General features: G+C 68.3%; 12 protein-coding genes, 1 tRNA gene and 1 pseudogene. 6 read left to right on the top strand and 8 right to left on the bottom strand.

All coding sequences use genetic code 11. The annotated features are described in order from the left end of the window. Nucleotides 1-4 precede the first annotated feature (4 nt). Nucleotides 5-157, top strand: a pseudogene (locus tag M7D61_RS09840) (IS1595 family transposase); the annotation flags it as partial. A 43-nt stretch (nucleotides 158-200) separates the two neighbouring features. Here the strand turns inward: M7D61_RS09840 and istA are convergent. Further along, nucleotides 201-1,175, bottom strand: coding sequence for an IS21 family transposase (gene istA / locus M7D61_RS02300; protein WP_298227181.1), 975 nt, complete (start codon nucleotides 1,173-1,175; stop codon nucleotides 201-203). 26 nt (nucleotides 1,176-1,201) lie between these two features. On the opposite strand from istA, the gene M7D61_RS02295 reads away from it, so the two are divergent. Next, nucleotides 1,202-1,891, top strand: a complete 690-nt coding sequence (locus M7D61_RS02295; protein ID WP_298227185.1) for an IS3 family transposase — start codon at nucleotides 1,202-1,204, stop codon at nucleotides 1,889-1,891. Here the strand turns inward: M7D61_RS02295 and M7D61_RS02290 are convergent. The 3 genes from M7D61_RS02290 to M7D61_RS02280 form a co-directional block, all read right to left on the bottom strand. After that, the gene (locus M7D61_RS02290) at nucleotides 1,864-2,886 is read right to left on the bottom strand and encodes an IS30 family transposase (RefSeq protein WP_298227179.1); all 1,023 of its coding nucleotides are present in this window, start codon (nucleotides 2,884-2,886) and stop codon (nucleotides 1,864-1,866) included. The genes M7D61_RS02295 and M7D61_RS02290 overlap by 28 nt on opposite strands. Nucleotides 2,887-2,958: 72 nt before the next feature. Further along, the gene (locus M7D61_RS02285; protein ID WP_298227183.1) at nucleotides 2,959-4,212 is read right to left on the bottom strand and encodes an ATP-binding protein; all 1,254 of its coding nucleotides are present in this window, start codon (nucleotides 4,210-4,212) and stop codon (nucleotides 2,959-2,961) included. Nucleotides 4,213-4,397: 185 nt separating this feature from the next. Then, entirely contained in the window at nucleotides 4,398-5,099 is a 702-nt protein-coding gene (locus M7D61_RS02280; protein ID WP_298227177.1) for a response regulator transcription factor, read from the bottom strand. A gap of 155 nt (nucleotides 5,100-5,254) precedes the next feature. Between M7D61_RS02280 and M7D61_RS02275 the strand changes: the two genes are divergently transcribed. Then, on the top strand, nucleotides 5,255-5,581 hold the full coding sequence (locus tag M7D61_RS02275; RefSeq protein WP_298227175.1) for a hypothetical protein: 327 nt from the start codon (nucleotides 5,255-5,257) through the stop codon (nucleotides 5,579-5,581). Nucleotides 5,582-5,875: 294 nt separating this feature from the next. On the opposite strand, the gene M7D61_RS02270 is transcribed toward M7D61_RS02275, so the two are convergent. Next, a tRNA-Pro gene (locus M7D61_RS02270) sits at nucleotides 5,876-5,952 on the bottom strand. A gap of 77 nt (nucleotides 5,953-6,029) precedes the next feature. Between M7D61_RS02270 and M7D61_RS02265 the strand changes: the two genes are divergently transcribed. Together M7D61_RS02265 and M7D61_RS02260 are read left to right on the top strand one after the other, a co-directional pair. After that, a complete protein-coding gene (locus M7D61_RS02265; protein WP_298227173.1) occupies nucleotides 6,030-6,623 on the top strand; it encodes a GNAT family N-acetyltransferase in 594 nt (197 codons plus the stop codon). A gap of 54 nt (nucleotides 6,624-6,677) precedes the next feature. Beyond that, nucleotides 6,678-9,095 (top strand): HAD-IC family P-type ATPase, encoded by a 2,418-nt coding sequence (locus tag M7D61_RS02260; RefSeq protein WP_298227171.1) that lies wholly within the window; start codon nucleotides 6,678-6,680, stop codon nucleotides 9,093-9,095. 119 nt (nucleotides 9,096-9,214) lie between these two features. Here M7D61_RS02260 and der read toward each other — a convergent pair whose 3' ends face one another. Both der and M7D61_RS02250 read right to left on the bottom strand, forming a co-directional pair. After that, a complete protein-coding gene (der, locus tag M7D61_RS02255; RefSeq protein WP_298227169.1) occupies nucleotides 9,215-10,726 on the bottom strand; it encodes a ribosome biogenesis GTPase Der in 1,512 nt (503 codons plus the stop codon). Nucleotides 10,727-10,753: 27 nt separating this feature from the next. Beyond that, nucleotides 10,754-12,199, bottom strand: a complete 1,446-nt coding sequence (locus tag M7D61_RS02250; RefSeq protein ID WP_298227167.1) for a PLP-dependent aminotransferase family protein — start codon at nucleotides 12,197-12,199, stop codon at nucleotides 10,754-10,756. Nucleotides 12,200-12,305: 106 nt separating this feature from the next. On the opposite strand from M7D61_RS02250, the gene M7D61_RS02245 reads away from it, so the two are divergent. After that, on the top strand, nucleotides 12,306-12,458 hold the full coding sequence (locus M7D61_RS02245; protein WP_298227165.1) for a hypothetical protein: 153 nt from the start codon (nucleotides 12,306-12,308) through the stop codon (nucleotides 12,456-12,458). Nucleotides 12,459-12,577: 119 nt separating this feature from the next. Here the strand turns inward: M7D61_RS02245 and M7D61_RS02240 are convergent. Next, nucleotides 12,578-12,914, bottom strand: a 337-nt coding sequence (locus M7D61_RS02240) for a (d)CMP kinase (RefSeq protein ID WP_298227163.1), incomplete at its 5' end; no start/stop codon positions are given.

Raw genomic sequence — 12,914 nt, 5'->3', positions numbered from 1 at the left:
CAACGTGGAACCCGGCGCCACCGTGATCACCGACGGGTGGTCCGGCTACGCCGGTGTTACCGGCCTGGGCTACCAGCATGAGCCGCGCAATCAGTCCGCCGCCAGGAAGGCCGGCGAGGACATCGGCACGCTGCTGCCCGGCGTGCACCGGGTCGCGTCCCTCGCCAAGCGGTGGATGCTGGGAACACATCAAGCCTCTATCACCGAAGCGCACTTGTCGGGTCGACGGAGTAATCGTTGCCCAGGACCCGGACGTAGTAATCCCGTGGCAGCCTCACCTGCTCTCGGAACCCGAGCTCGGGTGCGACGGGCGGAAGGGGCAGCATCCGGTCGCGGTCCAACCCCACAAGCGACGCCGGCTTCGCCCGCAAAGACCTCACCCTCCGAGCATTCGCGATCGGCAGCCAGGCCCGCAGCTGCTGATTGAAATCATCTGCCGAAGAGAACGACCGGCCGGGCAGGAACGAGGTCTCCAGGAACCCGTTCGCGCGTTCGACGATGCCTTTCGACTCCGGGTCGAACGGTTTCAGCTGCACCAGCTTCGTCGCGAGCATCCCGCAGAACCCCGGCACCCCATGGGCGAGGTTGTTGCGGCGGCCGATGCCGGCCTCGTTGTCCCAGATCAGACGGCGCGGGACCGCGCCGAGCTGCCCGGACAGCAGCGACCACATGCCCGCCAAGAGATCCTGCGTCGTCCGGGTCGGGATCATCTCCGCCGTGATGAACCTCGAAAATGACGCCACGATCACCAGCACCGGGAACACGACCGGCCCGGCCGGTGTCATCACCGGCGTCGCCGGGAACCAGAGATCGCACTGCGCCTGATCACCGGCCGCGAACGCTAGCCGGTCAGCGGGATCCTTCGGCTCGTACTCCGGCCGCAACAACGCGACCTTCTTCCGGAACCACGACATCGAACCCGACCAGCCGGCGCGCTCCGCGATCACCGTCGCCGGCATCGACGGGAACTCCACCAACAACTGCCGGACACGAACCTCGAACACGTCGAACGCCGAGGGGACCACCGGCCTCGAATACGACGGCGGCCCCTCGAGCGCCAACGCCTTCGTCACCGTGTCCCTAGCAACCCCGAGATGCTTCGCGATCTGCCGGATCGACAGGCCCTCGCTGCCATGCAGGTGCCGGATCTCCGCCCATTCCTTCACTGTGATCACCCAACCAATCTGTCTGGGTGGCCTAGATTTCGAAGAGGCGCTACCGGCCTAGATTTCGAAGAGCGCTGACACAGGGGTGGAGGGTGTCCAAGAAGACCGTGCTCAAGTTAATGCGCGAGCTCGGGTTGCAGTGCCCGGTTCGGCGCCGCAAACGCTGCAACTCGTTTCGTGGCGAGGTCGGCGAGGCAGCCGACAACGTGTTGAACCGCGAGTTCGCGACCAGAGTCAGGCATACCAAATGGGTCACGGGCGTGACCGAGTTCAAGATCGGTACCTCCAAGGTCTACGTCTCCTCCATCCTCGATCTGCACGACAACAGAGTCATCTCAACGATGGCAGGACCCTCTCCCAGCGTGAAGATGGTCACCGACGGTCTCCGCCTAGCAATCGGCGAGCTGGAGCCCGGCGAGCGAGCCCTGGTTCACTCTGACCAAGGATTTCAATACCGCCACGCCCTCTGGCGAGACGCGTTGCGAGAGGCCGGGCTGACCCAATCGATGTCCCGCAAGGGCACATGTCTCGACAACGCGGTGATCGAAGGCTTCTTCAGCCACCTCAAGGAAGAATGGTTCCGCATCCAGCAACCCGAAACTCTCGACGAGTTCCACGCAGGGCTGAGGAGATACCTTCACTGGTGGAACTCTGCCCGACTCCAAGAACGGCTCGGCTACCTCAGCCCGGACGAGTATCAAGCACAGCTGGCCCCAACCGCGTAATGTCTATTTGCACGTCCAACTTTCGGGGACCACTCCAGGAGCCCATTCGTGTTCTCGTTCGAACCACGCTGCCACGGCGAGCGGGAGTCGCAGAAGTAGACCGGCGTCCCGAGCGATTTCGTGATCTCGATGTGCCTGGCCATCTCGGTGCCCTGGTCCCAGGTGATCGACCGCAGCAGGCCATCGGGCAGATCACCCATCCGCGCTTTCAACGCCTCGTGCAGCGACTCGCCATCCCGGCGGGGCAGATGCAGCAGCCGGACCAGCCGCGTCTGCCGTTCGACGAGAGTGCCGATCGCGGATCCCTGCCCCCGGCCGACGATGAGATCCCCCTCCCAGTGACCGGCTTCGGATCGGTCGGCCGGTTCGAAGGGCCGGTCGTGGATCGTCAGCATGGGCTGCTGGAACCGGGGCCGGCGCCGCTGCGTGTCCTGGTGAGCGCGCCGGTGATCCCGCCCTGTCCGAAGCGGCGAGCGGTGCTGCGGTGCCAGCTTCGAAGGCCGCAGGAACGCGGATCCGGGCGCGTAGAGGACCTGGTAGATGCTCTCGCGGCACAACTGCAGCTCCGGGTTCTCAGGGAATGTGAGCCGCAGGTGCCGGCTGATCTGTTCCGGGCTCCACCGCTGCCCCAGCATCTCCACCACCGACCGCCGCAGGACCGGCTCGATCTCGACACGCCGTCGAGGGCGGCGGGCCCGCCGGGCCGTCGCCCGCCGGTGCGCATCGAACGGCCGATAGCCCCGCCCGGCACTTACGTCAACGACGACGAGAACCCTGTGGGAAGTGACAGCACGATACGAGACGCACCCGCGCTGATCGCCTTCATCAGCAACACCTGTGCGGACTCGCAGAGATGGATCGAGCATGCTCTCCGCGGCGGCATCGACGGCGTCCATGAAGACTTCGCCGAGACCAGCTCGTCGGTTCTCGTACCAGCTTGCGGCAGCACGGTACTCGTCGAGCGCTTCACCATGCCCACGCCAGGCGAGACTCACTTGCGACGTGCGGCCGACACACCCCGAGACTGAGAAGGCGACCCTTATCCGTTGCTTGTCCGCCAGGGGGCCTCAAGCCCGGCCCCGCCCGTGACGGGCATCTACCTCATCAAGGGCGTCCGTGCCAGTCGGGCGCACGGGGAGGGACACGACGAACACCGCGCCGTCGTCGCTATCGGGTGACTCCGTCGTGATGCGACCACCGTGCGACGTCGCGATTTCGCTTGCAATTGCGAGGCCTAAACCGCTCCCGCTGTCACCGGTGGCGGCGGAACGTGCGCGGGCGGGGTCCAGTCGGGTGAATCGATCGAAGATCCGCAGCCGATCTTCGGCAGGGATCGGGATACCGTCGTTGGCGATCGTGATGACCGCATCCCCACCCCTCTCCGTCAGTGAGATGGAGACCGTCGACCGGGCATGTCGCACCGCGTTGTCTCCGATGTTGCGCACCAACCGGGCGAGATCTCCACGTCGGCCCATTGTCCGCACGGCCTGGAGGTCGACCAGTCGTACGGCAACCTGGCCGAGCTGTTCCATCCGGTGGAACTCGTCGATGACGATCTCATCGAGATCGACCGCCTCGAGGTCGTCGCGCTGACGCCCCTCGTCCGTATGCGCGAGGAAGAGGAGGTCGTCAATGAGTGAAGACATCCGGACCGCTTGCACCTGGACTGCGCGAAGTGCGGTCAGCGCATCGGATCGGGTCAATGGATTGAGGGCGACCTCCACCTGGGCCCGCAGCGTGGCGAGCGGGCTTCTCAGCTCGTGCGACGCGTCTCCGATGAACCTCTTCTGTTTGAGCGCGGAGGCCTCGAGGAGATCGAGCATGTGGTTGACCGTGACCGCAAGTCGCGACACCTCGTCACGAGATCCCGGGACGGGAACCCGCTGACTGGGGTCCGACCCGATCGCCGCGGCCTGCCGGCGGATGCTCTCGATGGGCTTCAGGGACCGTCCGACCGCGGAGCGGATGGTCAATGCAACGATCACGATCAAGCTCGGAACTGCCGCAGCGAGGGACCAGCTGAGGGTGTTTGTCGCCGTGTCGACGTGCGCGAGCGACGTCGCGACATAGACCCATCCGGGGCCGCCGGGAAGAGTTGCCGGGTGCGTGACGACCCGAAACGACTGCGACTCGTCCCCGATCGGCAGCGTCTGCAGGGTCACGAAAGTGTCGTGGATGGCGGACGGGGGCCGGCTCAGGATCGGTGGCTCTCCGAGAACGTTGTCGGATGCCGAGGTCACCGCATTGGTCTGGTTGACGACCTGCACCAAGCTGCTGCCGTCGACGGGGGTCGGGAGAGTTGGTTGCGCGGCCGAGTGCATCAGGAGAGCCGACACGTCACGCGCTCGCGTCAAGGCGGAGGCGTCGAGGCTCGAGATCAGCGACTGATGCACCAGCGCGACGATAGCGACTGCGCCGAACGTCATGATGATGGCCAGGACACCGACGGCGGCGAATGTGACCCGGGCACGGACGCCCCACTGCCGGTGGTGGAACCGTGAGCGCATCATCCGGGACCCGGCCGCGCCGCGGGCGACTCCACGGCATCAAGCGAATAACCGACCCCGCGAACCGTCTGGATGTCGTGGCGCCCGAAGGGGCGATCGATTTTGCGACGAAGGTAGCCGATGTACACATCGACGATATTCGAGTCGATGTCGAGCTCTGCGTCCCACACATGCCGCGCGATGGTGGCGCGACTGGAGACGATCCCGCGTCGATACATGAGGAATTCGAGAAGGGAGAACTCCCGCGCAGTGAGCGATATCTCGGTTTCGCCCCTCCAACACCTGCGGGCGGCGGGGTCGATGCTGAGGTCGCCGAGAGTCAGCTTGGGCGATCGATCGGCAGGTGAACGCCGGAGCAGGGCCCGGATGCGGGCGCCAAGTACCAGGAATGAGAATGGTTTCGAGAGATAGTCGTCCGCCCCGAGGTCAAGCGCTTCGGCTTCGTCGTGTTCGCCGTCCTTCGCCGTGAGCATCAGGATGGGCACCTTCGATCCGTTCTGGCGGACACGCCGGCACACCTCGAATCCAGAGATCCCGGGAAGCATGAGGTCGAGGACCAGGATGTCGAAATCGTTCTCCGTGGCCATCCAGAGTCCCTCGATGCCATCCGGCGCGGTCTCAACCTGGAATCCCTCAGAACCAAGCCCGACGGCCAGAGCCGCGAGCATCTCGGCATCGTCGTCGATGACGAGAACCCGCATCGCCGACCCCGTCCCCGCCCGATCGGAATCGTCGAGCTACCCGCCCATTCTTGTCCGCATGGCTGAGACGGCCGTGAGAGCGCAGCACGGCCACAACCGCAGGCGAATCCCCAGGCGAACTTATTTCCGGCTCATTCGGCTGTGACAGTTTCTCCATGTCCAAGCGGACGACGAACAAGGAGAAGACACACATGCAGAAGAAGAAGACCGTCATCACGACTCTCGCGATCCTCGGCGGGGTTGGTCTGGCCTCTGTCGGCGCGAGCGCTGCCATGGCGAGCACGCCGTCGGCACCGCCAAGCACGTCGACCTCATCTAGCACGGAGACCACCACCCCTGAGACCGCAGGCGCGACGGAGACCCCCGACGCACCGGAGACCGGAGCGACCGCGGAATCCTCGACCGCGAACGATGGCCCCGGCGGCCACGCCGACGCACCGGGTGCCGACGTCAACCACGAGGGCGGAGACTCCGAGAAGTAGAAGAACTCGGGAATCCCGCCGAAGCCGCCCCGCGCATCCCGTGCGCGGGGCGGCTTCGCGCGCCGGCGTTACTTCTGCGAAGAGACGCGCAGGACCAGATCCACCCGCGAACCCAACCCCGGGGTCGAGGTGACCCGCACTCGGCCATGATGAGCGTGGACCGATCCTCGTGACCGCCGAGAGCCCGAGCCCGTGACCGGACGAAGAGTGATCACCTCGACCGCTTCTCAGTTATGAGCCTCCAAGTCTCACCGCGAGCGGCCCAAGAGGTCGCAATTTGCAATAAGACTCGGTTGGTCGGGATGACAGGATTTGAACCTGCGGCCCCTTGACCCCCAGTCAAGTGCGCTACCAAGCTGCGCCACATCCCGAAGCTGACCGTCGCTTGTGGCGGCGGGCAACCGGCTCAGTCTAGCCGAGTGTCGGGGGCTGTCCCTATCCTGGGGCGATGTCCATCGAGGTCAAACCAGCCGACGCCGTGCCCTTCGACGACGTGCAGAAGATGTTCGTCGGCCCGGGCGACCAGGCATGGTGTCAGTGCCAGTGGTTCACGGTCCCGCGCGCGATGAACCGCACCCTGACCACCGACGACCGGCGCGAGCGGCTGCACGAGCAGACCCGGCACGGCAACGGCCGCGGGGTCGCGACGACCGGGCTCGTCGCCTTCGTCGACGGCGAGCCGGCGGGCTGGGTCGCCGTGCAGCCGCGAGTCGACTACGACAATCTCGTGCGCGCCCGGATTCCGTGGGCAGAGCGCACCGAAGACAAATCCGACCCCGGGGTCTGGGCCATCACCTGCTTCATCACCCACCGCGAATTCCGGCGGCAGGGCGTCTCGGCAGCGCTCGCGAGTGCGGCGGCCGAATGGGCGCACCACAACGGCGCGACCGCGGTGGAGGGCTACCCCGTCGATCTGAGCTCCGGCAGGAAGACCTCCGCCGACGCGATGTACGTCGGCGCGTCGACCGCGTTCGCAGCGGCCGGCTTCACCGCGGTGTCGCACCCCTCCCCCGGCCGGGTCGTGATGCGCATCGACTTCTAGGCGCCGGGCGCCCGAGCATCGGGCTCTCAGCCCCGCACCCCTAGCATGACGATAATGGTCGATCCCCGGACAGCCGCACTCACGGGCCTCACCACCGCCGAGGTCAGCTTCCGCGTCGAGACAGGGCAGTCCAACGCCTTCCACGAGTCCTCGAGCCGCAGCGCCTGGAGCATCTTCCGGGCCAACGTGCTCACCTTGTTCAACGCGATCATCGGCGGCTGCTTCCTCCTGCTGCTGGTCCTCGGGAAGTGGCAGGACGCGCTGTTCGGCCTCGCCGCCCTCGCCAATGTGGTGATCGGATCGGTACAGGAGTTCCGCGCCAAGCGGGCGCTGGATCGGCTTGCCCTCGTGCATGCTCCGCACGCGACGGTGATCCGCGATGGCATGGAGTCGGAGATCGCGGGCTCCGACGTCGTGCTCGACGACCTGCTGGCGGTTCGCCCGGGCGATCAGCTGCCCGCGGACGCGAGGGTGCTCCGCTCTTTCGGATTGCAGCTCGACGAGTCGATGCTGACAGGAGAGTCCGACCCGGTCGACAAGCTCCTGCACGACGAGCTGCTCTCGGGCTCGTTCGTCGTCGCCGGCCATGGCCTCGCCACCGTCCATCGCGTGGGGGGCGACTCCTACGCCAATCAGTTCGCGAGCGAGGCCAAGCGATTCTCGCTCATGAGGTCGGAGCTGCGCAGCTCGGTCAACCGGGTGCTGCGCTGGATCACCTGGTCGGTCGGCCCGATCACCCTCCTGCTGCTCAATGCGCAGATGATCTCCCGCGGAGGCTGGGTCGACGCGATCCGCACCGGTCTGTGGCGGGACGCAGCGGTGAGCGCTATCGCGTCGGTGACCGCGATGATCCCGCAGGGCATCGTCCTGATGACGAGCATCGCCTTCGCCGTCGGCGCCCTGAAGCTCGCGCGACGCCAGGTCCTGACCCAGGAGCTCGCCGCCGTCGAGGGCCTGGCCCGGGTCGACGTCATCTGCCTGGACAAGACCGGAACGCTGACCGAAGGCGAGATCGTCTTCGATGCCGTGCACCCACTCGCCGCCGAACAGCCGCAGGGATGGGAGCAGGTTCTGGGGTGGTACGGCGTGCAGCCCGACGCCAACGCCACCGCACGCTGCCTTGCTGCCGCTTTCGTGGAGTATCCGTCGGACGCCCCACGCGCGGTCATCCCGTTCTCCTCGGCCCGCAAGTGGAACGCCGTCGCGTTCGGCGACGGACCGGCGGGCAGCTGGGTGCTCGGCGCCCCCGACATCGTGTTCCACCCGGCGAGTCACCCCGCGATGGCAGCGCAGCTCACGGAGTTCGCGGCCCACGGCCGCCGGACCCTCGTGTTCGCCTACTCCCCCGAGCCGTTCGGCGAAGCGGCAGCCGGGGCCGCCGAACTGCCCGACGGGCTGGTGCCGATGATGCTCATCACCTTCCGCGAGCAGCTGCGCGAGGACGCCGCCGAAACCCTGGCCTACTTCGCGCGCCAGGGGGTGCAGGTGCGGATCATCTCCGGCGACGACCCGGCGACCGTCGCCGCGATCGCCCGCGAGGTCGGCCTCGACGCCCCGGACGGAGTCGACGCCCGCGAGCTGCCCGAGGACGACGATGCGCTCGCCGAACTGCTCGAGACGAGCATCGTGTTCGGCCGCGTCACCCCGCAGCAGAAGAAGCGCCTCGTGCTCGCTCTCCAGTCGCGGCACCACACCGTGGCGATGACCGGCGACGGCGTCAACGACGCGCTCGCGATCAAGACCGCCGATATCGGGATCGCCATGGGCTCAGGATCACCGGCCACGAGGGCGGTCGCGCGCATGGTGCTGCTCGACGGCAGGTTCTCGCACCTGCCGAAAGTGGTCGACGAGGGCAGGCAGGTCATCGCCAACATCGAGCGGGTCTCGATGCTGTTCTTCACCAAGACGGTCTTCGCGACCGCGCTGGCGATCGCCTTCGGCGTGCTGCTGATGGCGTTCCCGCTCCTGCCGCGCCAGCTCTCGCTGACCGACGGGCTGACCCTGGGAATCCCTGCCTTCTTCCTCGCCCTGCTTCCGAACACGCCGCGCTACAACCCTGGATTCCTGCGCCGCTCGCTGAGCTTCGCCATCCCCGCCGGCCTCGTCATCGCGGCCGCCATCACCACCTACACGCGGCTGGCCGCGGCGCAGGGCGCGAGCACGAGCCAGCTGGGCACCGGAGCCACCCTGCTCCTCGGAATCCTGGGCCTCTGGGTCCTCATCGTGCTGTCTCGGCCGATCAGCCGGGTGAAAGCCGCGATCGCAGGCGCGATGGTCGTCGGGCTGGTCGCCGGCTTCACGGTGCCCTTCGTCCGGGCCTTCTTCCTGCTGGTCGACATCGGTCCGACCCAGGGGATCCTGACCGCCGCCGTGGCGGCCGCCGGCGTCGCCGCCATCGAGATCGTGCGACTCGTCCGGCAGCGGATACTGCGCGGACCGCGGCCGGATCCGGATCCGGATCACCGCGTCTAACGCGTGCGCCGCTCGCGACCGCTTCGCGGCGGATTCGCGGCGACGGTCCACTGGACCGTCGCTCTCAGCGGCTTCCGCCTTCGGCGGCGGCGCACGCGCGGCGATCCACCGGATCGCCGCTATCTATGCGTGCGCCGCTCGCGAATCCGCATGTTCAGCACGATCGGGGTGCCCTCGAAGCCGTAGAGCTCGCGCAGGCGGCGCTGGATATAGCGGCGGTAGCCGGGGTCGAGGAATCCCGTCGTGAAGAGCACGAAGGTCGGAGGCCTCGTCGACGCCTGCGTGCCGAAGAGGATGCGCGGCTGCTTCCCACCGCGCAGCGGGTGCGGATGCGCAGCGACGAGCTCGGCGAGAAAGGCGTTGAACTTGCCCGTCGGGATGCGCTTGTCCCACGACTCGAGCGCCGTCTCAAGCGCCGGCACGAGCTTCTCGAGGTGACGGCCGGTCTTCGCCGAGATGTTGACGCGCGGCGCCCAGTCGACGTGCGCGAGGTCCTGCTCGATCTCGCGCTCGAGGTATCGGCGCCGGTCGTCGTCGAGCAGGTCCCACTTGTTGAACGCGAGCACGAGCGCGCGCCCCGACTCGAGGACGAGGTCGATGATGCGCACGTCCTGCTCGCTGAGGGGCTGGCTGACGTCGAGCACGACGACCGCGACCTCGGCCTTCTCGAGGGCGGCGGCAGTGCGCAGCGACGCGTAGAAGTCGGCACCCTGCGAAAGGTGCACACGGCGGCGGATGCCGGCCGTGTCGACGAAGCGCCAGACCTTGCCGCCGAGCTCGACCTGCTCGTCGATCGGATCGCGCGTCGTCCCCGACACGTCGGAGACGACGGCGCGCTCCTCGCCGACGGTCTTGTTGAGCAGCGAGCTCTTGCCCACGTTCGGGCGACCGATGATGGCGACGCGACGCGGACCGCCGACCTCCTGCTTGGCGACCGCGGATTCCTGGGGCAGCTTGCCCACGACAAGATCGAGCAGGTCTGCGACGCCGCGCCCGTGCAGCGCGGACACCGGGTGCGGTTCGCCGAGGCCGAGCGACCACAGCGGCGCGGTCTCGGACTCCTGCCGGGCGTCGTCGACCTTGTTGGCGACGAGGTAGACGGGCTTCTTCGTGCGGCGCAGCAGGCGCACGACCTGCTCGTCGGTCGCGGTGGCGCCGACCATGGCGTCGACGACGAAGATCACCGCGTCGCAGAGATCGATGGCGACCTCGGCCTGCGCGGCGACCGAGGCGTCGAGACCCTTGGCGTCGGGCTCCCAGCCGCCGGTGTCGACGAGGGTGAAGTGCTTCCCGCCCCATTCCGACCGGTAGCTCACCCGGTCGCGGGTGACTCCGGGGGTGTCTTCGACGACGGCCTCGCGGCGGCCGAGGATGCGGTTGACGAGTGCGGACTTGCCGACGTTCGGGCGGCCGACGATGGCGATGACGGGAAGCGCCGGCAGATAGGTGACGCCCTCGCCCTCCTCCGACAGCGCGGCGAGCACCAAGAGGTCGTCATCGTCGAGCTCGTAGTCGTCGAGGCCGCCGCGCAGAGCGGCGGCGCGGCGCTCGGCCGAGACGTCGTCGAGCGAGGCGAGGCGCTCGACGAGATCGTCGGGGCCGGCTTCGAAGTCATCGTCTGGCGTAGGCACGATCATCCAGGCTACCGGGTGGCCGCTTCAGGCCACCTGGGTGAGGGCGCTCGCGCCGACCGATGCCATGCGCGAGACCGCGCGCCAGGCATCCGCGAGCACGGAAACGCCCTCGCGCAACTGCGCCGGCGGCAGTGTGAAAGGCACGCGAATGAAGCGCTCGAACGCGCCCTCACCGCCGAACAGCGGCCCTCCCGATATCTGCAGGCCCCGAGCGCGCGCCGCGAGCACGAGGGCCGAGCTCGCCGGCATTCCCAGATTCGCCCAGAGCACCATGCCGCCGTCGGGCTTCGGCACGCTCCACTCGGGAAGCTGGTCGGCGAGCAGCCCGAGCAGCAGGTCGCGGGCGGTGCCGAGCTCGCGCGCGCGGAAGGCGAGGATCGCGTCCATGTCGGCGATCGCCTCGGCGACGATGAGCTGCTCGAGCACCGGGACGCCGAGGTCGACGGCCGCGCGAGCGGCGACGATGCGGCTGAGATGCCGCTCCTCGGCGCGGATCCAGCCGATGCGCAATCCGCTCCACACCGTCTTGCCGGTCGAGCCCAGCGTGATGACGGCGGCGCGTTCCTCGGCGGTGCGCGCCTGGGCGGCGAGCGGCAGCGACGCCCACGGGCGATCGATGACGAGCTCGCCGGTGGTCTGGTCGTCGATGACGATCGTCCCGGTGCGGGCGGCGGTCTCGACGACACGGCGGCGCAGCGCGTCGGGCATCGACGCGCCGGTGGGATTGTGGAAGTCGGGCATCAGGTAGGCGAGGACCGGCCGCACCCGCTCGAACGCGTCGATGAGCTGCTCGTCGTCCCAGCCCGTCGGGGCCATGGCGACGCCGGTCATCCGCCCCCCGGCCGCCTGCAGCGCGGCATAGGCGTGCGGGTAGGTCGGCGCGTCGGTGAGCACCCGGTCGCCGCGCCCGAGCAGCGCCTTGCCGATGATGCCGATGGCATGCTGCGCTCCGGCGGTGACGACGATCTGCTCGGGAGAGGTGGGTAGGCCGCGGTCGGTGTAGCGCTTCGCGATCGCCGCGCGCAGCACCGGCAATCCCACGAAGTCGACGCCCGTGAGACCGAGGTTGGAGCGCAGTGCAGAGCCGGCGCGCTCGACGTGGTCCATGAGGTCGGGCAGGGCCTGAGGCGTGGCCATGCTGAAGTTGATGAGGGATTCGTCCCGGCTGGCTTCGCCCGCGTCGACGCCCGCCGCGGGCAAGCGCAGCACGCTGCCCGAGCCCTGCCGGCTCTCGAGGTAACCGGCCTCGCGCAACGCGCGATACGCGGACACGACGGTGGTGCGGCTGCGGCCGAGCCGCTCGGCGAGCTCGCGCTCGCTCGGGAGCCTCGTACCAGGAAGGAGCCGCCCGTCGATCGCCAGCAGGCGGATGCGGTCGGCGAGCGCCTCGTAGGCGGCGGCATCGCTCTGCCACTCCCCCAGCAGCGTGACGAGCTGCCGGGCGCTGAGGGTTCCAATCGCAGCAATCATGAGTCCACTTTAGCCGGATTGGCCGCTTGCGTGTCGAGTTCTTCCCCGATTGGATTCATTTAGTGCCAATCCAATTCAGGATTGGACTTCTCGCAGGAGGTGCCGAATGTCTTCCACCGCATGGGCCGTGCTCGCTGTCGCAGCCGCTCTCGCCATCGCGGGGATCATCGCCACCATCCGCGTCGTCCGCGCCGACGCTCCGCGCCCGGTGCGCTTCGACCCGCGCTACGACTCGCGCCAGCCGACGCTGCGCCGCTGACCCGGTCGGGCGCCTGGCGGCGCGCTCTCGGGGAGAGCCGGCGCGTCGCGGTGCAGCGGGCGCCCGAACCGCCTTCCTTTCGCTTCTCGCCCGCTCCGCATGCCGGCGAGGCCGAAAGATCAGGCGACGACGGAGCGGATGACCGCGAGGACGGCATCCACCGTGTGCACGAAGTCCAGTGCGGTCGAGTCGACGGTGACCACGCCCGCTGCGGCGGTGAGGAAGTCGGCGACCTGCGAGTCGGCCGCATCGCGCCGGGCGATGGCCACGCCCGCCTGGGCGGCCGCCGCTCCGCTGAGCTCGCCCGCGCGGCGAGCGGCGCGCACCTCCTCCGAGGCGGTGAGCAGGATGCGCACCGGGGCGTCCGGCACGGTCACCGTCGTGATGTCGCGGCCCTCGATGACGATGCCGGGGCGGTCGGTCGCAGCGGCGATCGACCGGAACAGCGCATTGAGG

This window comes from Gryllotalpicola sp., from assembly GCF_027352875.1.
Lineage (GTDB): Bacteria > Actinomycetota > Actinomycetes > Actinomycetales > Microbacteriaceae > Gryllotalpicola.
Note: the sequence above shows the minus strand (reverse complement) of the source record. Positions and strands in the feature narration are given on the sequence as shown.

Excerpts from the sequence above, each read along its gene's own strand:
- M7D61_RS02245 (WP_298227165.1), top strand. The coding sequence starts at position 12,306 with ATGTCTTCCACCGCATGGGCCGTGCTCGCTGTCGCAGCCGCTCTCGCC.
- M7D61_RS02260 (WP_298227171.1), top strand. The coding sequence starts at position 6,678 with ATGGTCGATCCCCGGACAGCCGCACTCACGGGCCTCACCACCGCCGAG.
- M7D61_RS02250 (WP_298227167.1), bottom strand. The coding sequence starts at position 12,199 with ATGATTGCTGCGATTGGAACCCTCAGCGCCCGGCAGCTCGTCACGCTG.
- M7D61_RS02285 (WP_298227183.1), bottom strand. The coding sequence starts at position 4,212 with ATGCACTCGGCCGCGCAACCAACTCTCCCGACCCCCGTCGACGGCAGC.
- M7D61_RS02265 (WP_298227173.1), top strand. The coding sequence starts at position 6,030 with ATGTCCATCGAGGTCAAACCAGCCGACGCCGTGCCCTTCGACGACGTG.
- M7D61_RS02280 (WP_298227177.1), bottom strand. The coding sequence starts at position 5,099 with ATGCGGGTTCTCGTCATCGACGACGATGCCGAGATGCTCGCGGCTCTG.
- M7D61_RS02275 (WP_298227175.1), top strand. The coding sequence starts at position 5,255 with ATGTCCAAGCGGACGACGAACAAGGAGAAGACACACATGCAGAAGAAG.